General features: G+C 66.1%; 26 protein-coding genes and 1 pseudogene. 8 read left to right on the plus strand and 19 right to left on the minus strand.

Going from position 1 to position 23785, the window contains the following annotated elements:
- Nucleotides 1-48: 48 nt before the first annotated feature.
- Nucleotides 49-1575, plus strand: coding sequence for an MFS transporter (locus ACVWW1_RS25130; protein WP_456660673.1), 1527 nt, complete (start codon nt 49-51; stop codon nt 1573-1575).
- A gap of 151 nt (nt 1576-1726) precedes the next feature.
- On the opposite strand, the gene ACVWW1_RS25135 is transcribed toward ACVWW1_RS25130, so the two are convergent.
- On the minus strand, nt 1727-2644 hold the full coding sequence (locus tag ACVWW1_RS25135; RefSeq protein WP_456657795.1) for a LysR family transcriptional regulator: 918 nt from the start codon (nt 2642-2644) through the stop codon (nt 1727-1729).
- Between the two features lie 166 nt (nt 2645-2810).
- Between ACVWW1_RS25135 and ACVWW1_RS25140 the strand changes: the two genes are divergently transcribed.
- The 3 genes from ACVWW1_RS25140 to ACVWW1_RS25150 all read left to right on the plus strand — a co-directional run bounded on the left by ACVWW1_RS25140 (nt 2811) and on the right by ACVWW1_RS25150 (nt 6245).
- Nucleotides 2811-4124 (plus strand): MFS transporter, encoded by a 1314-nt coding sequence (locus ACVWW1_RS25140; protein WP_456657796.1) that lies wholly within the window; start codon nt 2811-2813, stop codon nt 4122-4124.
- Nucleotides 4125-4146: 22 nt separating this feature from the next.
- Nucleotides 4147-5220, plus strand: coding sequence for a tartrate dehydrogenase (locus ACVWW1_RS25145; RefSeq protein ID WP_456657797.1), 1074 nt, complete (start codon nt 4147-4149; stop codon nt 5218-5220).
- 212 nt (nt 5221-5432) lie between these two features.
- Nucleotides 5433-6245, plus strand: coding sequence for a haloacid dehalogenase type II (locus ACVWW1_RS25150; protein ID WP_456657798.1), 813 nt, complete (start codon nt 5433-5435; stop codon nt 6243-6245).
- A 32-nt stretch (nt 6246-6277) separates the two neighbouring features.
- Here the strand turns inward: ACVWW1_RS25150 and ACVWW1_RS25155 are convergent, their stop codons facing one another.
- From ACVWW1_RS25155 to ACVWW1_RS25200, 10 genes are all read right to left on the minus strand, one after another.
- Nucleotides 6278-7042 (minus strand): serine O-acetyltransferase, encoded by a 765-nt coding sequence (locus ACVWW1_RS25155; RefSeq protein ID WP_456657799.1) that lies wholly within the window; start codon nt 7040-7042, stop codon nt 6278-6280.
- Nucleotides 7043-7187: 145 nt separating this feature from the next.
- A complete protein-coding gene (locus ACVWW1_RS25160; protein ID WP_176534837.1) occupies nt 7188-7679 on the minus strand; it encodes a DUF2852 domain-containing protein in 492 nt (163 codons plus the stop codon).
- A gap of 131 nt (nt 7680-7810) precedes the next feature.
- Nucleotides 7811-8524, minus strand: coding sequence for a TetR/AcrR family transcriptional regulator (locus ACVWW1_RS25165; protein ID WP_092123717.1), 714 nt, complete (start codon nt 8522-8524; stop codon nt 7811-7813).
- A 131-nt stretch (nt 8525-8655) separates the two neighbouring features.
- The gene (locus ACVWW1_RS25170) at nt 8656-9186 is read right to left on the minus strand and encodes a dihydrofolate reductase family protein (protein WP_176533570.1); all 531 of its coding nucleotides are present in this window, start codon (nt 9184-9186) and stop codon (nt 8656-8658) included.
- Between the two features lie 217 nt (nt 9187-9403).
- Nucleotides 9404-9769 carry a YciI family protein gene (locus ACVWW1_RS25175; RefSeq protein ID WP_176533571.1) on the minus strand — a complete coding sequence of 122 codons (366 nt, stop codon included), beginning with the start codon at nt 9767-9769 and terminating at the stop codon, nt 9404-9406.
- 81 nt (nt 9770-9850) lie between these two features.
- A complete protein-coding gene (locus tag ACVWW1_RS25180; RefSeq protein ID WP_456657800.1) occupies nt 9851-10276 on the minus strand; it encodes a YciI family protein in 426 nt (141 codons plus the stop codon).
- Between the two features lie 85 nt (nt 10277-10361).
- The gene (locus ACVWW1_RS25185) at nt 10362-10778 is read right to left on the minus strand and encodes a YciI family protein (RefSeq protein ID WP_456657801.1); all 417 of its coding nucleotides are present in this window, start codon (nt 10776-10778) and stop codon (nt 10362-10364) included.
- 123 nt (nt 10779-10901) lie between these two features.
- A complete protein-coding gene (locus ACVWW1_RS25190) occupies nt 10902-12101 on the minus strand; it encodes a serine hydrolase domain-containing protein (RefSeq protein WP_456657802.1) in 1200 nt (399 codons plus the stop codon).
- Between the two features lie 70 nt (nt 12102-12171).
- Entirely contained in the window at nt 12172-12543 is a 372-nt protein-coding gene (locus ACVWW1_RS25195) for a nuclear transport factor 2 family protein (protein WP_212313939.1), read from the minus strand.
- A 160-nt stretch (nt 12544-12703) separates the two neighbouring features.
- Complete coding sequence (locus ACVWW1_RS25200; protein WP_176533576.1) at nt 12704-13357, minus strand: glutathione S-transferase family protein; 654 nt, start codon at nt 13355-13357, stop codon at nt 12704-12706.
- Nucleotides 13358-13843: 486 nt separating this feature from the next.
- Between ACVWW1_RS25200 and ACVWW1_RS25205 the strand changes: the two genes are divergently transcribed.
- Together ACVWW1_RS25205 and ACVWW1_RS25210 are read left to right on the plus strand one after the other, a co-directional pair.
- Nucleotides 13844-15514: a methyl-accepting chemotaxis protein gene (locus ACVWW1_RS25205; RefSeq protein ID WP_456657803.1), complete on the plus strand. Its 1671-nt coding sequence runs from the start codon at nt 13844-13846 to the stop codon at nt 15512-15514.
- A 246-nt stretch (nt 15515-15760) separates the two neighbouring features.
- Nucleotides 15761-16549, plus strand: coding sequence for an SDR family NAD(P)-dependent oxidoreductase (locus ACVWW1_RS25210; protein ID WP_456657804.1), 789 nt, complete (start codon nt 15761-15763; stop codon nt 16547-16549).
- A gap of 186 nt (nt 16550-16735) precedes the next feature.
- On the opposite strand, the gene ACVWW1_RS25215 is transcribed toward ACVWW1_RS25210, so the two are convergent.
- Complete coding sequence (locus ACVWW1_RS25215; protein ID WP_456657805.1) at nt 16736-17305, minus strand: histidine phosphatase family protein; 570 nt, start codon at nt 17303-17305, stop codon at nt 16736-16738.
- 7 nt (nt 17306-17312) lie between these two features.
- The gene (gene cobS / locus ACVWW1_RS25220) at nt 17313-18065 is read right to left on the minus strand and encodes an adenosylcobinamide-GDP ribazoletransferase (protein WP_456657806.1); all 753 of its coding nucleotides are present in this window, start codon (nt 18063-18065) and stop codon (nt 17313-17315) included.
- Nucleotides 18066-18260: 195 nt separating this feature from the next.
- On the opposite strand from cobS, the gene cobT reads away from it, so the two are divergent.
- Together cobT and ACVWW1_RS25230 are read left to right on the plus strand one after the other, a co-directional pair.
- A complete protein-coding gene (gene cobT, locus ACVWW1_RS25225; protein WP_456657807.1) occupies nt 18261-19274 on the plus strand; it encodes a nicotinate-nucleotide--dimethylbenzimidazole phosphoribosyltransferase in 1014 nt (337 codons plus the stop codon).
- 127 nt (nt 19275-19401) lie between these two features.
- Nucleotides 19402-19806, plus strand: coding sequence for a hypothetical protein (locus ACVWW1_RS25230; protein ID WP_456660674.1), 405 nt, complete (start codon nt 19402-19404; stop codon nt 19804-19806).
- A gap of 193 nt (nt 19807-19999) precedes the next feature.
- Here ACVWW1_RS25230 and ACVWW1_RS25235 read toward each other — a convergent pair whose 3' ends face one another.
- The 6 genes and pseudogenes from ACVWW1_RS25235 to ACVWW1_RS25260 form a co-directional block, all read right to left on the minus strand.
- A complete protein-coding gene (locus tag ACVWW1_RS25235) occupies nt 20000-20410 on the minus strand; it encodes a VOC family protein (RefSeq protein ID WP_092123691.1) in 411 nt (136 codons plus the stop codon).
- A gap of 80 nt (nt 20411-20490) precedes the next feature.
- Nucleotides 20491-21027, minus strand: coding sequence for an SRPBCC family protein (locus ACVWW1_RS25240; protein WP_456657808.1), 537 nt, complete (start codon nt 21025-21027; stop codon nt 20491-20493).
- 34 nt (nt 21028-21061) lie between these two features.
- Entirely contained in the window at nt 21062-21472 is a 411-nt protein-coding gene (locus tag ACVWW1_RS25245) for a DoxX family protein (RefSeq protein WP_456657809.1), read from the minus strand.
- Nucleotides 21473-21671: 199 nt separating this feature from the next.
- Complete coding sequence (locus ACVWW1_RS25250) at nt 21672-22949, minus strand: RNA polymerase sigma factor (RefSeq protein WP_173638761.1); 1278 nt, start codon at nt 22947-22949, stop codon at nt 21672-21674.
- Nucleotides 22946-23315: pseudogene (locus ACVWW1_RS25255) on the minus strand (YciI family protein). The gene ACVWW1_RS25250 and the pseudogene ACVWW1_RS25255 overlap by 4 nt, the downstream one beginning before the upstream one ends.
- A 181-nt stretch (nt 23316-23496) precedes the next feature.
- On the minus strand, nt 23497-23784 hold the full coding sequence (locus ACVWW1_RS25260; protein WP_456657810.1) for a hypothetical protein: 288 nt from the start codon (nt 23782-23784) through the stop codon (nt 23497-23499).
- Between the last annotated feature and the right edge of the window lies 1 nt (nt 23785).

Here is a 23785-nt window from a genome sequence, read left to right on the forward strand (position 1 = left end):
CGCGACGAAATCGCTAGCAGGCTCATATGACACTTGCTTTGCAAGTTGGTGCGCCCCGATCGCAAACAGGTTCAGGCAGCCGGCCCTGCTGACACCATACTGTCAGCAGGAAGGGCGTACGCCAACCTTGCGCGGGTGCAGGCCCGGGCGGGGATTGGGAGGCAGCGCGGCATGCATGATCGCTCATCGGACGTCGCCCAACAGCGACCGGCCCTGATCACGTTCGTCCTTGGCCTTGGCGCGTTCCTGATCCTGTTCGATGTGACCGCGGTCGTGGTCGCCATGCCGGGCATTGCCGGGGGTCTCGGATTCGCCGTTGCCGGTTCCGCCTGGGTGATCGACGCTTACAGCCTCGCCCTCACCGGCGCGCTATTGGCGTCAGGCGCGCTGGCGGATCGCTTCGGGCGGCGGCGCGCAATGCTGGCCGGGAACGTCGTGTTTCTGCTCGCGTCGATTGCCTGCGGCGCGGGGACGAGCGGTCCGTTGCTGCTCGCCGCACGCGTGCTACAAGGTGTCGGCGCGGCCTTCCTGAGCACAGGCGCCATTGCACTGGTCGCCGGAGCGTTCCCGCACCAGCGTCAGCGGGCGCGGGCCTTCGGCACCATCGGGATGATCTCGGGCGTCGCCATGGCGCTGGGTCCCACGCTGGGTGGCCTGCTCGCCGCGTGGTTCGGCTGGCGCTGTATCTTTTATGCCAACATCCCCTTCTGCCTGACGCTGGCCTTCGCCGTGCCGCGCGTCGTTGCCGAGACGCATCAGCCTGGCGGGCGCCCGCTCGATCTCCCGGGTATCGCGCTGCTGACGCTCTCGCTGGGTCTCGCCATCGATGCGCTGTTGAGACATGACGCCTCGCCGATCGTGAGAGCGGCCGGCCTGATCGCAAGCGTGGCGGCAGCCATCGGGTTCGTCCGGCAGCAGTGGCGCAGCCACAACCCGGTGCTCGACCCGCGCGTGTTCGCGGCTCCGCCGATGATCGGGGTCGCGGCCTCGTTGACCTCGATCCAGTTCGGTTACTGGGCGGTGTTGGTCTATCTGCCGCTGTTCCTGAGCACCGGCCTGCACGTCAGCATGGAAGTGGCCGGCGTGGCGTTGCTTGCGGCGACATTGCCAATGCTGCTGGTCCCGCTGCTTGGTGGCCGCTTCGTCACCCAATGGGGCTGGCGGCGCTTCTTCATGATCGCCTCCGGCGTCATCGCTGCTGGAGATGTCTTGCTCGTGATCGCCGCGCTGTCAGCCGACGCCGGGCTGCGCGGCATCGCAACGGCGGCCGGCATGCTGACGATCGGCGTCGGCGCGGCACTGGCGAACCCGCAATTGGGAAGCGTCGCTCTGGCGCTCGCGCCGCCCGCGCAAGCCGGTATGGCATCCGCCATGACCATGATCGTCCGTCAGGCCGGCTTCGCCATCAGCATTGCCGCGCTGGGGACGACGCTCAGGACAACGGAAGCGGCGCCGGCGTTCGCGGCCCCGTTCATCCTCGCGGCGCTCGGGGCGATTGCCGGCGTGGTCGCCGCCGCCACGCTGTTTCCTGCTGCGGAGAGCAGGACGTCGGTCAGCCGAACGGAGCAGCGGTAGGGCACCGTCTTTCGTCATTCCGGGGCAGCCCGAAGGGCTGAGCCCGGAATCCATTTCGCCACAAATGATGCGGCCCGATGGATTCCGGGCTCGTGCTTCGCACGCCCTCAGGTGCGCAATTGCGCACCGGGGAATGAGAAGGGAGAGATGTTCACGCCTCGCGCGCGTAGTTCTTCAATCTTGCCTCCAGCACCGCGATCACCTGGTCACGGACCGGATCGCGGGAGCCTTTCAGCCAGGCGGCGGCGAGCGGCAGGCGGCCGGCAGCACTCCCACGCTTGAGCCTAAGGGGAACGAAACGCACGCCGGGGATCGCCATTCGTGCGGTCCAGCGCGGCACGATGGCGACGCCGAGCCTTGCTGCGACCATGTTGACGATGGTCTGCTTCTCGTCGGCGATCTCCTGGATGCGCGGCGTCAGCCCGGCCTCGTCGAACAGTTTTGTCGTGAGATCGTGGCTGTGCGGCCGCGAGCGGCGCTCCGGCACGATCAAGGGCTGATCGGCAATATCGGGCAGCACGATCTGCTTGCGCCGCGCCAGCTTATGCTTGTGTGACAGCGCCACCACGGCGGTCTCCTGCAGCAGCGGAACAAACTCGATGCGCCGGTCGGGCCGCTCCGGCGGGCGCACGAAAGCGAGATCGAGCGCACCCGACAGCAGTTTTGGAAGCAGCCGGATGGTCTTCTCCTCCAGCAGTTGCACGGCGACGTCCGGATGGGCGGCGCGGAGGTCGCGCAGCAGCGGCGGCAGCAGCCCGGCCGCGGCGCTGTCGATCGCGCCGATCCGGAAGCGCCGCGCCTGCGGCTTGCGCAGCCGGCGGCGAAAGCCGTTCTCGATCGCCTCGGCGCGGCCGAGCAGCGCCCGCCCCTCGCGCAGCAGCACAGAGCCGTCCTCGGTCAACGACACCGCGCGCGTGGTGCGCGCGAACAGCCGCACCCCGAGATCCTCCTCCAGCAGCTTGATGTGGCGGCCGAGCGCCGACGGCATCATCTGCAGGCGCTGCGCGGCGCGGCCGAAATGCAGTTCCTCGGCTGCGGCCACGAAGCAGCGAAGCTGGTGCAGTTCCAAAGTGGGTTCCTGTCCATTTCGATCCGCCGTTGCCGGCTGCGGCGATTATATCATTTTTTTGTATAAACCGGCGCGGATTGAACCGGAAGGGCGCGAGCTTCTAGGCTTCCCGGTGGCGCGGCGAAATGCACCGTCCCAACAAACAAGACGAACCTTGAGGAAGCCCATGGAAAGCCAGCTTGGCACGCGCGTGTTGCGCAAGATCTCACTGCGCATCGTGCCGTTCATCATGCTGCTGTACTTCGTGGCCTTCATCGACCGCGTCAACATCGGCTTCGCCTCGCTGACCATGAACAAGGACATCGGCCTGTCGCCGACGGTCTATGGCTTCGGCGCCGGTATCTTCTTCTGGGGCTACTTCCTGTTCGAGGTGCCCTCCAACATCATCCTGCACAAGATCGGCGCGCGGATCTGGATCGCGCGGGTGATGATCACCTGGGGCCTGGTCTCGGCGGCGATGGCGCTGGTGCAGGGCGCGACCAGCTTCTACGTGCTGCGCTTCCTGCTTGGCGCCGCGGAAGCCGGCTTCTTCCCCGGCATCATCCTCTACCTGTCCTACTGGTTCCCGGCGCGGCAGCGCGCCGCCGTCACCGCGCTGTTCATGGCCGCGGCACCGCTCTCGACCGTGCTCGGCTCGCCGGTGTCGGGCGCGCTGCTCGAGATGGACGGCCTGTTCGGCTTCAAGGGCTGGCAATGGCTGTTCGTGCTGGAGGCTGTGCCCGCCGTGCTGCTCGGCTTCGTCGTGCTCGGCTTCATGACCGACCGGCCGGAGCAGGCCAGATGGCTCGCCGACGACGAGCGCGCCTGGCTGGTCAAGACCATGAAGGCCGAGACCGACGGCAAGGCCGCCACCGCGAGCCACAGCATCTGGCGCGGCCTCGCCGATCCGCGCGTGCTGGCGCTGGCGCTGGTCTATTTCGGCACCTCGGCCGGGCTCTACACACTTGGCGTGTGGGCGCCGCAGATCATCAAAGCGTTCGGCCTGTCGTCGCTGCAAGTCGGCTTCCTCAACGCGGTGCCGGCGACTATCGCTGTGATCGCGATGATCCTGTGGGCGCGGCATTCCGACCGCACCGGCGAACGCACCTGGCACGTCGTGATCGCCTGCCTGATCGCGGCGGCGGGACTTGCGCTTGCCGGATTGTGGACCGGCCTTGCCGCCGTGATCGCGGCGCTGACCCTGGTCAATATCGGCATCTCCTCCTCGAAGCCGCCGCTGTGGAGCATGCCGACCATGTTTCTATCAGGCTCGGCCGCCGCGGCAGGGATCGCCACCATCAACTCGATCGGCAATCTCGGCGGCTTCGTCGGCCCGGCAATGATCGGCTGGATCAAGGAACGCACCGGCAGTTTCGAGGGCGGTCTCTATTTCGTCGCCGCCCTGCTAGTGCTCTCGGCCGTGCTCACGCTGCTGCTGTCGCGCGCGCAAGGCGCACCCGTGCCAGCCGAACCGCAACCTAACCCTATGCGAACCCGCTAACCACTTGATCCGGAGACAACCCATGCGTACCCATTCCATCGCCGCTATCCCCGCCGACGGCATCGGCCCCGAAGTGATCTCCGCGGGTGTCCGCGTGCTCGAGGCGCTGGCGAAGCGCAGCGGCGACCTCAGCTTCAACGTCAAGACCTTCGACTGGGGCTCGGACTACTACAAGAAGCACGGCGTGATGATGCCGGCCGACGGCCTCGCCGACCTGAAGAACTTCGACGCGATCTATTTCGGTGCGGTCGGCGCGCCTGACGTGCCCGACCACATCACACTGTGGGGCCTTCGCTTACCGATCTGCCAGGGCTTCGACCAGTACGCCAATGTGCGGCCGACAAAAATCCTGCCCGGTGTCGCTTCGCCGCTGCGCAATGTCGGCGTCGGCGATCTCGATTGGGTGATCGTGCGCGAGAATTCCGAAGGCGAATATGCCGGGATGGGCGGACGTGCACACCGCGGCCTGCCGGAAGAGGTCGGCACCGAAGTCGCGGTCTTTACCCGCGTCGGCGTGACGCGGATCATGCGCTACGCGTTCCAGCTCGCGCAGTCGCGGCGGCGCAAATTCCTCACTGTGGTGACGAAGTCGAACGCGCAGCGCCACGGCATGGTGATGTGGGACGAGATCGCCGCCGAAGTGGCCAAGGAATTCCCCGATGTGACCTGGGACAAGATGCTGGTCGACGCCATGACGGTGCGGATGACGCTGCATCCGAAGAGCCTCGATACCATCGTGGCAACCAATCTGCATGCGGACATTCTCTCGGATCTCGCAGGTGCCCTGGCCGGCAGCCTCGGCGTCGCCCCGACCGGCAACATCGATCCGCAGCGCCGCTTCCCCTCGATGTTCGAGCCGATCCACGGCTCGGCGTTCGACATCACCGGCAAGGGCATCGCAAATCCGGTCGCGACCTTCTGGACCGGCGCGCAGATGCTGGAGCATCTCGGCGAAAAGGACGCCGCCGCGCGCCTGATGGCCGCGGTCGAGAAGGTGTGCGCGGCCGGCGTGCTGACGCCCGACGTCGGCGGCAAGGCGACGACCAGGGAAGTGACCGACGCCGTGATCGACGCGATCCATGGATCGAATGTGTGAGGGGCGTTAGCAAGCCGCGAACTCCGTCCGCCTCTCCCGCTTGCGGGGGAGGCCGGATCGCATCGCAGATGCGATCCGGGTGGGGGTTCTCTCCACGGCGTGACTCGCGGTGAAAGCCCCCACCCCAAGCGGGAGAGGGAGCCAGCCAAGCGTGCTCACCTGACAAGGGAATTGGTGCGCCTGCTCCCGATACCGCAACCGGGGAACAAACCATGCTACCCGATCTGACCAGACGACACTTCATGACTGCTGGAGGACTATCGATCATGGCCGCGATGACGGGGATACAGCCGGCAGGCGCCGCGCCATGGCGCGATGAGATCCGCGCCATCGCGTTCGACGTCCAGGGGACGTGCGTCGATTTCTATCAGCCGATCCTGCGTGCCGGGCAGGCCGTCAACGCCGCGAAGGGGCTCACGCTCGACTGGGCCAAACTCTCGAGCGAGTGGCGCGATCTCTATCGTGCCGCGCTCGACGATGTGATCGCCGGGAAGCGCCCGTGGATTCGGGTCGACCGCATCTATCGCGAGGCGCTCGATGTGCTGCTCGATCGCCACGGCCTCTCGGAGGCCTTCTCGAGCGACGAGCGCGACGAACTGAACACGGTGTGGAGCAGGCTCGACGCCTGGCCCGACAGTCTCGAAGGCCTTGCGCGCCTGCGCAGCCGGTTCGTGACCTCGACCTTGTCGAATGCCGGCATGGCCGCCGTGGTGGCAGTGGTCAAGCACGCCAAGCTGCCGTTCGACGCCGTGCTGACCGCGCAGCTTGCACGCAGCTACAAGCCGTCACCCGCGGTGTATCAGCTCGCCGTCGACTACCTCGGCTATCCCGCCGACAGGATCCTGATGGTCGCCTGCCACAAATATGACCTGAAGGCGGCCCGCACCTTCGGCATGCGCACCGCATTCGTCGCCCGTCCGCTGGAATTCGGGCCGGCGGCGAAGGTCGACGTCGCGCCGGAATCCTGGATCGACCTCCACGCGAACAGCTTTACGCAACTCGCCGACATGCTCGTGCCGACGTGACGACGCGAAGGGCCCCGATCGGTGCGCTCACCTCACGAAAGCGCACCCGCCTCCGCGCAATTGGTCAGCCGCGCCGGCACACCGACGGCGGTGCAGCCGGCCGGCACATCCGACGTCACCAACGCGCCGGCGCCGACCTTGGCGAAGTCGCCGACAGAGAGGTTTCCGATCAGCGTTGCGCCGGCGCTGAGCAGCACGCCGCGGCCGATCGTCGGCGCGTGGCGCGGGTCATCCTGATGCCGCGCGATGGTCACGTTCTGCAGGATCGTGACCTCGTCGCCGATGGAAGCCAACGCGCCGATGATGATGCCAGTGCCGTGATCGAGGAAAACCGCCGCTCCGATCCGGGCCGACGGGTGAATGCTAATCTGCAACTGGTCCGCCGCGGCACTGTGCATCAACAGCGCAAGGTCGGGGCGATCGTGGCGCCACAGCCAGTTCGATACGCGCCAGGCTTGCAGCGCGACGTAGCCCTTGAAGTTGAGGAGCGGCGGCAGCAAGCCCGTGATCGCCGGGTCGCGGCGCACGATGGCCACAAGATCGGTGGCCGCGGCATCGACCAGCGCGGGTTCGGCCGCGAACGTCTCGCGGGCCGTCCGCATGAACTGCGCGCGATCGGCCTCGGCGCGGCAGATAGCCCGGCCGATCAGGAAGGCGAGCGCGCCGCCGAGATCGCCCTGGTCGAGGATGAAGGCAGCCGATGCCTCGAGAAAGCGATCGGCGACAACAGCGGCATCCGCCTCGCGCCGGATCGCAAGCCAGAGATCGTCAGGACTCGCCGTTGCAAAAGCCGCCATCGCTTCACCTCATCGCTCGACGATAGAGTGGGCAGGGCGGCCGCACAATGCAAACCGCCCGCTTGCTTGTCGCAAACGGGCGGCTCAGGGCCATCAGGTTCTATGGGGGCACATCGCCTGAAGGCTCAGTGCTTGCCTCGCGGGATCAGCTCTGCGGCGGCTGATCGTTCGGCGGGGTCGGACGGGTCTTGTGCTGCGCCATGAAGGCGTCGAACTCTTCCTTGTCCTTGGCGTGGCGCAGGCGATCGAGGAAGTTCTTGAACTCGACCTGCTCTTCCTCGAGCCGGCGCAGGGTATCCTGGCGGTACTCGTCGAAGGCGCGGTTGCCGCTGGTGGGCGGGCCGAAGCCGCCGAACGGGAAGCCGCGGCGCTCCATGCGGCTCTTCATCCGCTCCATCTTGTCCTGCATGCGGTCCATCTTGTTCGCCCAGCGATCCTGATCGTAGTGACTCCAACAGGCCATTTTTCTGCTCCCGAGTGTGAAAAAGAGAAGGGCGAGGCCGATCGGCCACCAGATCATGAAGCCGAGGATGATCCCGGCGATCTTCAGGGGATGCCACGGCGTTGCGTAGAAGTGTGGACGGTAGGGCTCTTCGACGGGGCCGCGCCAGCGATTGACATCTGCGGTGTAGGCCATTTCCTTCTCCATCACGGCAATCACGCCGTTGTGAATGTAAATAACATTTACATAGATAGCCGAGCCCTTGGGAAAGTCAAGCAGAGCAGATGACGCACCCCTCGGATTATTTTTGGCTTGGTCGTTGAACCTTATTTCGGCTTGCCCCACGGGCCGGATCTGTCGCCGGCCGGCTCTTCGTCGGCTGCCGCGGTTCCCGGCCTGCGATCGGTGAGGAAGCCAAGGCCGCGCAGATAGATCAGCACTTCGGCCTCGAGCAGATCCTCCGGCGACATCGGCAGCTTGCGCCGCGCGGCATCGCCGCGGCCGAACAGCGAGGCGACGCCGTGCGACATCGACCAGATATGCAGCGCCATCATCATCGCCGGCGGGCGCGGTGTGCCGGGCGGCGCCAGCGCCGCGAGCCGCTCGGCGGCGGCGCGGATGATCGCAAATGCGCGTTCGCTTGCCGCCATCAAGGTCGGATTGGAATCGACCGGCAGGCCGGATTCGAACATCGCGGAGTAGAACGCGGGCTCCTCACGCGCAAAGGCGAGATAGGCCTTGCCGACCCGCTCGAACGCCGAGACGGTGTCGGGGCGGCCGTCGTCCCAGGCCTGCGTCAGGAGCGCCTCGAACTGCTCGAAGCCGCGCTGTGCGATGCTGGCGATCAGTTCGTCACGGTCGCGGAAGTGGCGGTAGGGCGCGGCGGGGCTGACGCCGGCCATTCGCGCGGCGTCGGCGAAGGTGAAGCCGGCCGGCCCCTTCTTCGAGATCAGGTCGAGGGCTGCCTGCAGCAACGCCTCTTTGAGATTGCCGTGATGATAGCCGCGCTCGGCGCGGCCTTGGTCCTTGCGCCAGCTCATGTGAACGGCTTTTACATGAGCCGCCGGTAAAGGTCACTAGCGGCCAGGCGGGCGGTTCATCAAGATTAACGGATCAGTTGGCTGAACGTCGTCGAGGACTTCCTCGCCAAGCCGTCAGGCGCATTGCGTGACTAGGCGGGAACGTAGGTCAACCTGATCGTGTTCTCACCCAGCCGATCGCTTGCGACGAGGCGGAGCGGCGCGCGGGGGCCGGCAAAGAACGGCTTGCCGCGACCAAGCACGATGGGCCGGAGGTAGATTCGATACTCGTCAATCAGGCCAAGCCCGGTCAGGTTCCCCGCCAGCTCTGGTCCGGCGACCTCGATCTCGCCGTCGAGCCGGGCCTTCAGCCCGCGCACCGCCGCCGCGAGGTCCCCCTCGACGAGCGTCGCGTTGGGTCCGACCGACTTCAGCGAGCGCGACACGACCCACTTTGGCCGGCTCCGCCACGCTGCCGCATAGTCGCGCTCCTCCGCATCCCAGTCAGGGAGGTCTTCGTCCCAATAGCGCATCACCTCGTACATGCGGCGGCCGTACATCATGCCGGTCACGCCGCGCACTTGCTCGATGAAATGACGAAACAGCCCGGTGTCCGGCAGCATGGCCTGATGATCGACATAGCCGTCGAGTGACTGGTTCAATCCGAAGACGAGCTTCGCCATGGCGCGAGACCTCCACCCGGGGTTTTCAGATTTGCTTGGGCCGGCATGACGTGAGGGCGATGTCGGGCGGGATCAATTGCACGCAGCTTGTCGGTAGATCGAACAAGCAGACGTTCGTTCTCCGGAAGGGAGCCCTCTCCCGCGGGAAGCGGGTGGGAAGCGGGAGAGGTATAGTGAGTTTGGCGCTCCAGCGCCCCGGGGACTAGCGCCCCAGGAACTAGCGCCCCGGGATCGGCAGCACCGGCATGATCTCCACGGCCTCGCCGGGGAAGATCGCAAAGTGCGGGTGGTTCTCGAACAGCTTTGCCGCCGCCTCATGCGAGGGCGCGCGCACCACGGTGAAGCCGGTCATCAGATTGGCGATGTCGGCGGTGCCGCCGGCGCCGACCTGCTTGGTCTTGCCGAGCGGCCCGCCCATCTCGACGATCACGTCGTGGTGCTTCTCGACCCAGGCGCCCCACGCGGCCATGCCCTGCTGCTCCTTGGCACGCCGTTCGGCCTCCGGCAGCGCGTTCCAGGCGGCCATGCGCGAACCGGTTTTGCCGCCGCCGAGGTAGACGGCGAGGAAGGTGTTGGTGCTCATCGTGCTTCTCCGTTGTGGTGGTTTGACGATCGGTCGGTCGCGCGATGCCGCTTTGGAGCGGCGTCGCTTCTCGTTTGGGATCTAGCGGAGCGCCTTGCCCCAGCCGCCCTGCGGATGCTCGAAGGTCGAAGCCGCCTGCTGCACTTCCTCGGAGAAATCCGCCATCTCCTGCACCTGTCGGATCTCGATCATCTCGTTCGCACTGGCGGGGCACTGCTTCGCCCATGCGATCGCTTCGGCGCGCGAGGCAACCTCGATCATCCAGAAGCCGCCGATCACTTCCTTGGCCTCGGTGAAGGGGCCGTCGACCACCATGGGCTCGCCGGTATCGAACTTGACCCGCGCGCCTGACGCCGGCGGATGCAGGCCTTCCAGCGTGATCAGCACGCCGGCGTCCTTCAGCGCCTGATTGTATCGCATCATCGCGGCGACCCGTTCCGGGTCGAGCTCGAGTTTGGCCGGCGCGGACTCGTAGCCGAGCGGGATCATCAGCATCATGAAACGCATTGGTCGGGCTTCCTTGTCTGTTGAATCGCGTGTGACTCTTTCCCCTCGTCGTTCCGGGATGCGCAGGCCCGGAATGACGAAATCGTTACTTCTTTCCAGCCTGCGCGCGCAGGCGCTCTCCCTGCTCGCGCAGCTCGGGCGTCAGCGCCTCGCCGAAATCCTCCGCGGCAAACACCTGGCGGATCTCGATCTCGGAGCCGCCGCCGAACGGCGCGCGCTTCATCCAGTCGATCGCTTCATCGAGCGACCTGGTCTCGATCAGCCAGAAGCCACAGACCAGATCGCCGGTCGGGCTGAACGGTCCGTGGCTCACGGTGCTCTGCCCGCCGGCATATTTTACGCGCGCGCCCTTGTTGGTCGGATGCAGGCCCTCGCCGGCCTGCATCACGCCGGCCTTGACCATCTCCTCGTTGAACTTGCCCATCGCGGCAAGCAGCTCGGTGCTCGGCATCACGCCGGCCTCGGTATCCTTGTTCGCCTTCACGATCACCATGAACTTCATCGTCCTGCTCCGTTGTCTCTGAGCCGATCTCAGCACCGGCGCTCGATTGAACGACGATGCAGAGTTTGCGATTCCGACACGGCGTTTGAAATTATTCTCGAGGTCATTGACGCACGCTCCGCGCTAGTCATCGATCGCCTGATAGGCGAGCGTCCAGAAATCGGAGAACACCGCGGGCGGCTGCGGCGAATCCATCATGCGCTGGGTCAGCAGGATTCCGGTCATCGCTTCACGCGGGTCGGAATACCAGGAGGTGCCATAGCCGCCGTCCCAGCCGTAGCGACCCGGCACATGACAGAGATCGTCGCGCGCGGTGACGACCGACAGCCCGAAACCCCAGCCGCGCGACGCACCGAGCAACAGCTCGGAGCCAAGCCCTTGTTCCGGCGTGAGCTGGTTCGAGGTCATCAGCTCCACCGAGGGGCGCGACAGAATGCGCTCGGTGCCGAGCCGCCCGCCATTGAGCATCATCTGCGCGAAGGCGTTGAAATCATCCGCGGTCGACACCAGCCCGGCGCTGCCGTTCTCGAACACCGGCGGCGCCGCGTATTTGCCGGTCGCGGGTACGTCGAACACTTTCAGCGTGCCGCTCGCATGATCGCGTCCATAGGACGTCGCAAATCGCGACAACTTGTGTTGCGGCACGTGGAAAGCCGTATCGTTCATGCCGAGCGGCCCGAAGATCCGCTCCTGCAGGAAGCCGGCGAACGAGGTTCCGGCAACACGCGCGATCAGGACGCCGAGGATCTGGCTCCCCGCGTCGTAGAGCCAGCGTTCACCGGGCTGATAGGCCAGCGGCAGCGTGCCGTAGCGGCGCAGCAATTCGTCCGGCGGAAACACCGGCCCGGGCGCGAAGCCGGCATCCGCGATCGCCATCTGGATCGGATAGCGCGCCGGAAACACCGGGATCATGCCGAGCCCGAGACGGAAGGTCAGAAGGTCGCGCAGCGTGATCGCGCGCTTGGCCGGTACCGTGTCATTGATCTCGGATTCGATGCTGCGCAACACCTTGCGATCGGCGAGTTCGGGCAGCCAGCGATCGAGGGGATCATCGAGCCTGAGCCGACATTCCTCGACCAGGATCATCGCGGCGACCGCCGTCACCGGCTTGGTCATCGAGGCGATGCGGAAGATGGTGTCGCGCTGCATCGGCGGCCCGTCCACCGCCATGCGTCCAAGCACATCGGCATGGATCTCGCCGCGACGGCTGACCAGCGCCACGAGGCCTGGAAGGTCGCCAGCATCGACATGGCGCGCCAGCACCTCGCGCATGCGTCCGAGCCGTGCCTGCGACAGGCCGCTGCTTTCACTCGCAATGGACATTTTCCAGGTTTCCTTCGCAGAATTCGTGCTCGCCTGCGACGATCGCGCGAGCGATATCACCGAGGCTGCCTCATCGATCCTGCCTGACCAGTTCGCCGTCCTGATGCGACGGACCGAAATAGACGTCAATGCGCGACACCTTGTCGCCGTCGAACACGAAGAACTCGGTGTTGCGGAAGCTCTTGCCGTCCCGGGCAACGCAGCGATAGGTGACGTAGGCCTCAACGCCGTCGACCATGATGCGCTCGATCTCGTGGCGGCCGATCCAGCCAGAGTCGCGCCAGCACTCGGCGAAATAGCGCGGCTTGTCGATGTTCTCGCCATAGGGCGTCGAGAAGCGGAAATCCTCCGCGAACGCGGCCTCGACGCTCGCGCGGTCATTGGCGAGATAGGCGGCGAAGATCCCGCGGATGATCTCCGCCCTGTTGCCAGCTGCAGCCATGTCGTCTCCACACAGATGTCGCCCGGGCGCCTCGGCGCGACCGGCGCTCCAGAACCCGGGCTTCAGGGAGATGACGAACGGGGCGGCGCGAAAACGACATCGCGCCGCATTTATTTTCGGGGTCCTGACCGGACCTCAGGTTCCTTTTCAGGCTTCCTTTTCAGTCCTCCTTGGGGAACATGCCGAAATAGGGCTCCGCTTCCTTGAGGACGCGCGCGAAGGACGGCCGCGCCTTCAGCCGCTCGAGATAGGCCGCCAGATGCGGATGGCCCTCCCCGATCGGCTCGACCTTGTTGCCGTAGAACAGCGCCGGCGCGGCGGCGCAGTCGGCCAGCGAGACCTGCTCACCCATCATCCAGCCGCCATGCACGAGCTGCTGGTCGAGGATCGCATAGGAGGTGCGGAGTTGGGCCCGCGCCTCGGCGACACCCCGCGGATCCTTGCTGTCCGCCGGACGCAGCCGGTCGCCGACGATCCTCTGCAACGGCAGATGGACGTAGAGATCGAGGAAGCGATCGCGCAGCCGGGTCTGCAACGCAAGCTCCGGGTCGTCAGGAATCAACCTGGCGGTCCCGGGATAGTGCCGGTCGAGATATTCGATGACGATGCTCGATTCAGGCACCGTCTCGCCACGCGCCTCGTCGCGCAGCACGGGAAAGCGGCCGATCGGCCACAGCGCGAGCAGCGCCGCGCGCTCGGCGGGATCGCCGAGATTGACCATGTTCGGCGTGAACGGCGCGCCGTTCTCGTAAAGCGCGACCAGCGCCTTCCAGCAGAACGAGGACAGCGGGTGGTAATGCAGGGTCAGCGACATCAGAACTCCATCATGGAACCAGTACCCGGAGGACGAACCGGAGACCGCCCTGCCGACATCTCGTGCGGCAATTATTTTGGCCGGCGCCGGGCGCCGAGAGCGGGCATCGACGCGACGCGGATTCGTCGAGCACCGCGAATCGACGTGCAGGATCGATCCGTGAAGCCGTCAGCAATATCAGCCTTCGTAATAGGCCTATCAGCGTTGCTGAAGTGCACGCGTTGCAATCATCTGCATCGGACCAAAGTTGTCATCGATTTTCGTCCGTAAGATTACGGTGAACATCGCATCACGACTATGGATGACAACGTGCAGATCAGAAAATTACTTCGCAATCTGAGATAGATGCGCGCGCGCCGCGCTGCATTATGCAGTCCGTGCCAAGCCGCAGGCTTTACCGATGCTAAACGGCTCGCTGCAACCTTTCCGTGAGTTGCCGCGATCTGCTTTTCCATCCCGTTTCATTTGACCCCTCACGGAGCCCTGATGTTCAGTTTCAGCAACAAGGCAAACATCGACAATGCACTGGCGCAAGCCGCAGCGATCGGCAAATCGCAGGCGGTGATCGAGTTCAGGCTCGACGGCACCATCGTCACCGCCAACGAGAACTTCCTGAACGCGATGGGCTACTCGCTCGACGAGATCAGGGGCAAGCACCACAGCATGTTCGTCGAGCCGGCGTATCGCGACAGCCACGACTATCGCGCGTTCTGGGCGAGCCTGAATCGCGGCGAATTCCAGGCCGCGCAGTACAAGCGCATTGCCAAGGGCGGCGGCGAGGTCTGGATCCAGGCCTCCTACAACCCGATCCTGGACAAGAACGGCAAGCCGGTCGGCGTCATCAAGTTCGCCACCGACATCACCGCGCAGAAGATCCACAGCATGGAAGATGCCGGCAAGATCGCCGCGATCGGCCGCGCGCAGGCGGTGATCGAGTTCAACATGGACGGCACCATCGTCAATGCCAACGAGAACTTCCTCGGCGTGATGGGTTACTCGCTCGCCGAGATCCAGGGCAAGCATCACAGCATGTTCATGCCGCCGGCCGACCGCGACAGCCCGGCCTATCGGGAGTTCTGGGCACGGCTGAACCGCGGCGAGTTCGTGACCGGCGAGTTCAAGCGGCTTGCCAAGGGCGCCAAGGAGATCTGGATCCTCGCCAGCTACAACCCGATCCTCGACGACCGCGGCAAACCGTTCAAGGTCGTCAAGTTCGCGAGCGACGTCACGCAGCAGAAGCTGAGGGCCGCCGACAATGACGGCCAGATCGACGCGATCGGCAAGTCGCAAGCCGTGATCGAGTTCAACATGGACGGCACCATCCGCACCGCGAACCCGAACTTCCTCGCCGCGATGGGCTATCTGCTCGCCGAGATTCAGGGCAAGCATCACAGCATGTTCGTCGAGTCGGTCGAGGCGAGCTCGGCGGGCTACCGCGAGTTCTGGGGAGCGCTGAACCGCGGCGAGTTCCAGGCCGCCGAATACAAGCGCATCGCCAAGGGCGGCCGCGAGATCTGGATCCAGGCTTCCTACAACCCGATCCTCGATCTCAACGGCAAGCCCTACAAGGTGGTGAAATACGCCACCGACATCACCGCGCAGGCGATCGGCCGCAAGAAGGCCGACAGTGCGCGCGGCCTGATCGAGGCGGTCGCCGCCGGCAGCGAGGAGATGAGCGCCTCGATCCGCGAGATCTCGGAGACCATGACCAAGTCGAAGCAGAACGCCGCGGTCGCCACCGGCCGCGTCGAGGCTGCCGACGGACAGGCGCAGAAGCTCAATGCCGCAGCGCAGGCGATGAGCGGCATCGTGGAGATGATCTCGAGCATCACCGGCCAGATCAACCTGCTCGCGCTCAACGCCACGATCGAATCGGCGCGTGCGGGCGAAGCCGGACGCGGCTTCGCGGTGGTGGCCTCCGAGGTAAAGAGCCTCGCCAACCAGGCCAAGCAGGCGACCGACACGATCTCCTCGGAGATCGATGCGCTGAACTCGATCGCCGCCGAGGTGGTCACCTCGCTGTCCGAGATCAAGGCGGCGATCGCCGGCGTCAACGAATACATCACCTCCACCGCCGCCGCGGTCGAGGAGCAGAGCATCGTGACGCAGGACATGTCGACCAACATGCAGCGCGCCTCGGCCGAGCTCGCGGCGTAGCTGAAACTTCCTCCCCGTCACCCTGAGGTGCGAGTGGAGCGAGCCTCGAAGGGTGTACGGCCCGGACTGGGGGCCGTGCATCCTTCGAGACGCTCCTTCTCGGGCGCGGCACGGCGAGAATGGATTGCTTCGTCGCTATCGCTCCTCGCAATGACGGCAGAGCAAGCTTAACGCCTCTCAGGTTGACATCACCGGACAAAGGTCGCAGACGGTCGGGACTTGCTGCCCGAACCGATGGACCATCCGATGAATTCCGCTTCCCCCAAAGTCGCACTCGTGACCGGCGCCGCGCGCGGCATCGGGCTTGCCGCAGCGAAGCGCTTTGTCGCCGACGGCTGGCGCGTCGCGCTGCTCGACATCGAGGGCGAATTGCTGCGCGCCGCGGTCGCGGCATTGAAGCAGCCCGACACGACGCTGGCGCTGACCTGCGACGTATCGGATGCCGCTGGCGTGGCAGCCGCGATCGCGGCGATCACGGAGCGCTTCGGCCGGCTCGACGCGCTGGTCAACAACGCCGGTATTGCCGTGTTCACGCCGGTGCTGGAGACCTCCGACGCCGACTGGAACCGGATCATGGCGGTCAACCTCACCGGCCCGTTCCTGTGCACCAAGGCGGCTGCGCCTGTGATGCGCGAGCATGGCGGCGGCGCAATCGTCAACATCACCTCGATCTCGGCGGTGCGCGCCTCGACGCTGCGCTCGGCCTACGGCACCAGCAAGGCCGGCCTCGCCCACCTCACCAAGCAGCTCGCGGTCGAGCTCGCCTCGCTCGGAATCCGCGTCAACGGCGTCGCGCCCGGGCCGGTCGAGACCGCGATGGCCAAGGCCGTCCACACGCCGGAGATCCGCGCCGACTATCACGACGCCATTCCGCTCAACCGCTACGGGCTGGAAGAGGAGCTCGCGGAAGCCATCTTCTTCCTGTGCTCGGATCGCGCCAGCTACATCACCGGCCAGATCCTCGCCGTCGACGGCGGCTTCGACGCCGCCGGCATCGGCCTGCCGACGCTGCGCGGCCAGCCGCGGAATGGGTAGCGCCTTTCTGTAGCAGCATTCCTCCTCGTTGCCCGTCACCCTGAGGAGCGCGCTCTTGCGCGCGTCTCGAAGGGTCGACGGCCCGGCTGGTGGCCGTGCACCCTTCGAGGCTCGCTCTGCTCGCACCTCCAGCGACAAAGGCGAAGCCTTTGCGCGGGGGTGACCGGTAGAAAGCAGCGAGAAGGCCTACCGCCCATTCACCGCGACAACGCGCCAGCTGCCAGCCAGCCGGTCGATCCGCGTCAGCGACAGCGGATCGATGACGAAGCGCAGTGCCAATTCCGGCACGAGCTCGAGCGCGATTGCGAGGATCGCGCGGATGGTGCCGGAGTGCACGACCAGCACGACGTCGCCGGCCGGCAGGCGCGCCAACCCTGTCCGTGCGCGCGCGATCTGATCGGCAAAACTTTCGCCGCCCGGCGGCCGGTTGGTCCCCGGCGATTGCCAGAACACGCGATAGGCTTCCGCGCCGAGCTCTTGCTCGATCTCGCTATGCCGACGGCCGGTCCAGTCGCCAAAATCCTGCTCGCGAAAGGCATCATCCGCCGTTGCCGTGAGGCCGAGCCGTGCGGCAGTCTCGCTTGTGCGCCGCGCCGGACTGCACACCGCGAAAGCGTCAGCCGGCAGCCGCGCCTTTAGCGCTGCAAAGGCCGCGGCATCGCCGAGGTCGGCGGGCGCGTCCGGCGCGTGGATCACGCCGCGCGGACCGTCGACCGGCGCGTGGCGGATCAGCCAGAGATGCGTTTCGTGATCCATGTTTCGCTCACCCGAATCGCGCCGCGAGCAGCACCAGGATCGCGGTCTCCGCAACCTGCTCTGCCCCGCCAAGCACGTCGCCGGTCTGGCCGCCGATCTGCCGATTTGCCAGCAGCGCCATGATCAATGCGCCCGCGCCGGCCGCGATCGCCGCCAGCAGCGCGCTGCCGAACGGCAAGACGAGGATTGCGATCACCAGCGCAATGCCGGCCGCGACCGCCGCAATCGTGCCGTCGGGCCGGCCGGCATTGGCCGCGAGCCCATCCTTGCGCGCGTAAGGCAGGCTGATCGCGATCCACGGCAACACGCCGCGGCCGAGCGCATGCGCTGATATCAGGCTCTGCACCACCATATCGTTGGGAAGCGCGGCCAGCGCCGCGAACCTGGTGGCAAAGCTCACCAGCAGCGCCAGCGCGCCATAGGTGCCGAGCCGGCTGTCGCGCATGATCTCGAGCTTGGCCGCTACATCGCGGCCGCCGCCGAACCCGTCGGCGACATCGGCGAGCCCGTCCTCGTGCAGCGCGCCGGTCAGCAGCGCGCCGCCGCCGAGCGCCAGTGCCGCCGCGGCGAGGTCCGGGACACCGATCGTCCGCAGCAGCAGACAGAACAGGCCGATCGCGGCCCCGATGCCGGCGCCGACCAGGGGGAACAGCCGCTGCGCCCGGGCAAAGCCCTCCGGCCGCGCGCCGTCCGGATGCGGCATCGGCAGCCGGGTCAGAAAGGCGATGGCGGTCCTGAGATCGTCGAGCAAGTCACGCATGGTCTTGGTATTCAAAGTCCCGGCCTTCAAAATTGTTCTAAAACGCGATGAGGTCAGGTTGGATGGTCACCGCGCTTCACCCTCCTGTTAGGGCATGATCTCCGCGCAAGCGCTACGCGTTTGTCGCGCGGGAAAACCGCTTCACAGCGCTCCGGAACATGCTTTAGTTTGCGGCCCGCTCGACGAGGGAATCGCATGCAGTTCAGTACTCTAGACGACATCCGCAGCTTTTGTCGCGACCTGCCCGAAGGCGACGCGGCGAGCGCCGCGGCCGCCACGCTGCGCCAGCAGAACCTGACCAAGCCGCCGGGGAGCCTCGGCCGGCTGGAAGAGGTCGCGATCTGGCTGGCACGCTGGCAGCGCCGCGAGATTCCCCGGCTCGACCAGGTCGCGATCGCCGTGTTCGCCGGCAATCACGGCATCGCCGAGCGCGGCGTCTCCGCATTTCCTTCTGAAGTCACCGCGCAGATGGTGGCGAATTTCGCCGCGGGAGGTGCCGCGATCAACCAGATCGCCAAGCTTGCCGGGGCCGAGCTGCGCGTCGAGCCGCTCGAGCTCGCACGTCCGACCCGCGATTTCACGATGGCGCCGGCGATGGATGGCGCCGATTTCCTCGTCGCGTTCGACGCCGGCTGGCGCACGGTGCCGGAGCGATGCGATTTGCTCGTGGTCGGCGAGATGGGCATCGCCAACACCACGGTCGCCGCGACGCTGTGCGCGGCGTTGATGGGCGGGCGCGGCGCGCGCTGGGCCGGCCGCGGCACCGGCGTCGACGATGCCGGCCTACTGCGCAAGCGCACCGTGATCGATACCGCGCTGAAGCTGCATCGCAGCCTGCTCGACGATCCCCTCGCCGTCGCCGTCGCGCTCGGCGGCCGCGAGCTCGCGGCCATCGCAGGCGCCGTGCTGGCAGCGCGGGCACGATCGATCCCGGTGCTGCTCGACGGCTTCGTCGCGACATCGGCAGTGCTGCCGCTGGCGCGGCTTGCGCCTGATAGCCTCGCGCATTGCCGCGCCGGGCATGTCTCGGCCGAACTCGGCCATCGCCAGCTGCTGCGCGAACTGCAGCTCGCGCCCCTGCTCGATCTCGAGATGCGGCTCGGCGAAGCCTCCGGCGCAGGGGTTGCGATCCTGCTGCTGCGCGCGGCGCTCGCCTGTCATAGCGGCATGGCGACCTTTGCCGAGGCCGGCGTCTCCGGCGCGGGCTGACAAACTGTCGCCGCATGCGCTAGCCAAACTGGAGCATGGCGCCAGCCAGAGCGACGCTAACGGAAGGAACCGCCGTATGCGCATCGGTGCGATCTGGAAGATGTCGACGATCTCGACGATCTTGGGGATGGCAGCGCTGCTTGCCGGTGTCTCCGGCGCACAGGCCGATGTCCGCATCCTCGCCAGCCCCGGCGGGCAGGTCGGCCCGTTCATCGAACTGTTCGACAAAGTGCGCGAGTCAGGCGAGCGCGTGGTGATCGACGGGCCGTGCCTGTCGGCCTGCACGCTGGTGCTCTCGATGGTGCCGGGCGACCGTATCTGCGTGACGCGGCGCGCCGTGCTCGGCTTCCACGCCGCGCGCTCGATCGACCGGCGCGGCCGAACCTATGCGGAGCCGGAAGCATCCGAGGCGGTGCTGGAGGCCTATCCGGCGCCGGTACGCGGCTGGATCGTGCGCCGCGGCGGCCTGACCTCACGCCTGCTGCTGCTCCGCGGCCGCGAGCTCGCGGCGATCTATCCGCAGTGCAGGTGAAGCGCTCTCTCCGTCCCGTCATCCCCGCGCAATGGCTGCGCCATTGTCGCTGGAGGTGCGAGCCTTGCGGCGCAATTGCGCTGCTGGGCCAGCCTCGAAGGATGCGCGGCCACCAGCCGGGCCGTCGATCCTTCGAGGGCCACTGAAGAAGCGGCCACCTCAGGATGGCGGTCCCGACCGGGTCGCTTGCGGCCTACATCTGCTGCGGGCAGTTCACCATCCAGGGGATGCCGAACTGATCGACGCACATGCCGAAACCGTTGGAGAAGAAGGTCTTGCCGAACGGCATGGTGACCGTGCCGCCTTCGGACAGCGCCTTGAAGCGGCTCGCGGCCTCCGTGGGATCCTCGACCTGCAGCGAGACGTGAAACCCCTGCGGCTTCTGGAAGTGGCCGGGCGGGGCGTCGGAAGCCATGATGATCTCGCCGTCGATCGAGACCCTGGCGTGCATGATCTTGTCCTTCCAGCCGGGCGGCGTCTGCATCTCCGGATTGCCCTCGCCGTAGGGATAGGTTTCCTCGATCCGCGCACCGAGAACCTTCTGGTAGAAGTTCAGCGCGGCGCCGCAATTGCCGTCGTAGGAGAGATAGGGGTTGACCTGCATCACATGCTCCCTGGGGTAGATTCTCGTTTTGACGCATTTTCTTCACGCGAACCGGTAACCACTTCGCTCGAAAACGCTCTCTATCTTTCAGTCAGTTTCTTCAGATTGGCGAGACCGACCTCGAAATCCTTGCCGATCATGTGATCCAGGTTCATGAACACCTGCATCACCTTCGACATGAAGACGGCCGGACCATACATGGTCCATGTGACGCTGGTCGCATCTCCCTGCGGCAGCATTGTGAACTCGGCGGTGTTGTGGCCCTCGAACGGCTTGAGGAAGTCGAGCTTGATGACGATCTTCGACGGCGCGGACGATTGCAGGATCTCCATGCGGCCGGTGCCGACATTCTTGTTGCCGTCCCACGCATGGACCGCCCCCTGCCCGCGCCCGGCGCCGTCATAGGTGCGCTTCATGGCCGGATCCCGGTTCTCGTAGGGCGACCAGACCGTCCACTGCCGAAAATCGTCGATCAATGGAAAGATCCGTTCCGCCGGCGCATTGATGCTGGTCGCACGCGTGACGCGGAATGTGCTCGGCTTGGTCGCCGCGAGGACGAGGATGACCGCAATCGCGACCGCGAGGATGACAGCGATGATGGCAATGGTCTCGAACATGATGGTCTCCAGGTCGATGAATGAAGAGGATAGCTCAGCGGCGGAACGGAAGCAGCGCGCGCAGATTGCCATCGCGCAGATAGAGCCCGCCCCACACCATCAGGCCGAGATAGAGCCCGAACAGCGTGTGGCTGAACAGCGGGCTGCCGATCCGCACATGGGACGCGATCGCACCGCCAAGATAACCGGTGAGCAGGATGGCGCCGAGGATCGAGGTCGGCGGCACCGAATACAGCAGCGTGCAGACGATGGTGATGATGCCGAGGCTGCGCGCCAGCGCATCGCTGGCGCCAAAGCCCATCTTGTCCATGGTCTCGGTGACGACAGGCAATGGCAGCAGCTTGATCGCGCCATCGAACAGCAGGAAAAGGATAACCACGCCGCTCATGACGCGGCCGGTGATGCGGGCGGGCTTTGAGACTTCGGTGTCGACGATCGTCGGCATGGCGGGCTCCGTAAGGCTTGGTGATGCTCTGCCTCCATGACGAACGACAGCACGACGGGCCGACAAGGACGGGGAAGATTTTTTTGAGATTCGTCATGGCCGGGCTCGTCCCGGCCATCGACGCCTTGCTTCTTCGCGGCATCCAACGACGCGAATGCCCGGCACAAGGCCGGGCATGACGAGCAGCAATGTTGGGGGACTACTTCGCCTTCACATTGCGCGGCTGGCTGTCGCGCATCAGGCGGTCGATATGCATGCGGATATGGGCGGCTTCGGCGGTGGTGTTGGCAAGCGCGATGGCGCGGTCGAAGGTGACGCGGGCTTCCTCGTTGCGGCCGAGCTGCATCAGGAAGGCGCCGCGCACGCCGAAGTAATGGAAATAATTGGAGAGCCGCGGGGCCAAGGGCTCGATCATCTCGAGCGCGGCTTCCGGCCCCTTCACCTTGGAGACCGCAACGGCGCGGTTGAGCGTGATCACCGGCGACGGCTGCATGATCTCGAGCGCGCCGTAGAGCAGGTCGATCTGGGTCCAGTCGGTATCCTCGGGCTTTTCCGCGCGGGCGTGGAGGGCGGCGATCGCGGCCTGCACCTGATAGGGCCCGCTGCGGCGATGGCGCATCGCCTTGTCGATCAACGCGAGGCCCTCGGCGATCAGCTTCTGGTTCCACAGGCTGCGGTCCTGGTCGTCGAGCAGGATGACCTGGCCGTCGGCGTCGAACCGCGCGGCGGCGCGGGCATGCTGCAACAGCAACAGCGCCGTCAGCCCCATGATCTCCGGCTCGCTCTGGAACAGCCGCAGCAGCAGGCGGGCGAGGCGAATCGCCTCCTCGCACAGCGGCGAGCGGATTTGAGCCGTGTCGCCGCTCGCCGAATAGCCCTCGTTGAAGATCAAATAGATCATCGCGGCGACCGAGACGAGCCGCTCGCTGCGCTCGACCGCGCCCGGCGTCTCGAACGGCACATTGGCGTCGGCGACGCGCGTCTTGGCCCGCGTGATGCGCTGCTCCATAGCGGCTTCCGAGACCAGGAAGGCGCGCGCGATCTGCTTCACCGACAGGCCGGAGACGATGCGCAGCGCGAGCGCGATCTGCTGCGTCGCCGGCAGATCCTTGTGGCAGCAGATGAACAGCAGCCGCAGGATATCGTCGCGGTAATGCGAGCCGTCGAGCCGCTCGGCGAGCTCTTCCTCGGCGTCGCCGAGGTCGGAGATCGCCTGGTCGTCGTCGGGCAACGCCTCCTGCTTCTTGCTGCGCCTGATGTCGTCGATCGCGACATTGCGGCCGACCATGATCAGCCACGCCGCGGGATCGCGCGGCGGGCCGTTCTGCGGCCAGCTCTTCAGCGCCCGCAGGCAGGCGTTCTGGAAAGCTTCCTCGGCGGTATCGAGATTGCGGAAGTAGCGCAGCAGTGCGCCAACCGCCTGGGGACGCGCCGACGTCAGCGCGGCATCGATCCAGGCGGTGTCGGTCATGCTCACGCCTTCGTACCCCCCTGATTGAAGTAGCCGACCGGGCGGATCTCATAGGTGCCGCCGGGATTGGCCTCGCCGAGATCGCGCGCGATGTCGAGCACCTCGTCGAGGTTCTTGCCTTCGACCAGATAGAAGCCGAGCAGCTGCTCCTTGGTTTCGGCGAACGGGCCGTCGAGCACCAGCGGCGGGTTTTCCTTGCGCAGCGTGGTCGCCGCGGTGGTCGGCAGCAGCCGCGCCACCGGGCCGAGCCGGCCCTGCTTGGCGAGCTTGGTCCTGCACGACCGACAATTTCTGCATGACCGAGGCGTCGTGTTCCTTGCTCCAGGAACCGACCATGTCTTCGTCATGATAGCAGAGGATGGCGTACAGCATCGAAAAGGCATCTCCGTTCATTGCAAGAACGAACGATTATGCCCGCTGCCGACAGGCGGAGCGAAAGAAATTTAAGTTCCGGATATCGGCGCTGGATTGGCCGACGCTTCATGGCGCGCCGCGACCGACTGCGTCTTGGGCGGTGGCGCGTCATGCCATCACCACGACGTTCATGCTGCGACTACCAGTAGACGCCGTAGCGGGCGGCGATCCGGCGCGCCTTGGCCTCATCGCTCTCCCGGCGGTTGGACTGACTCCTGTTCGTTGGCCGGGAGGCTTGCTGCCTCGAAGGCTCTGCCGGCTGCGCCTGCGACGAGGACGGCTGGGCGTCGGCCGGAGCGGGCGCAACGGCCGGTTGCGCCTGGGCGGGCGTGTCGGCATTTGCGAGCACGAGACCGCGGCTCTGGCCGGCGTGCGCGGTGGTGGCGGCGGCCGCGATGAAAGCCGCGGTCAGGATCAGCTTGCGCATG

It is taken from the genome of Bradyrhizobium sp. JR3.5 (assembly GCF_054057015.1).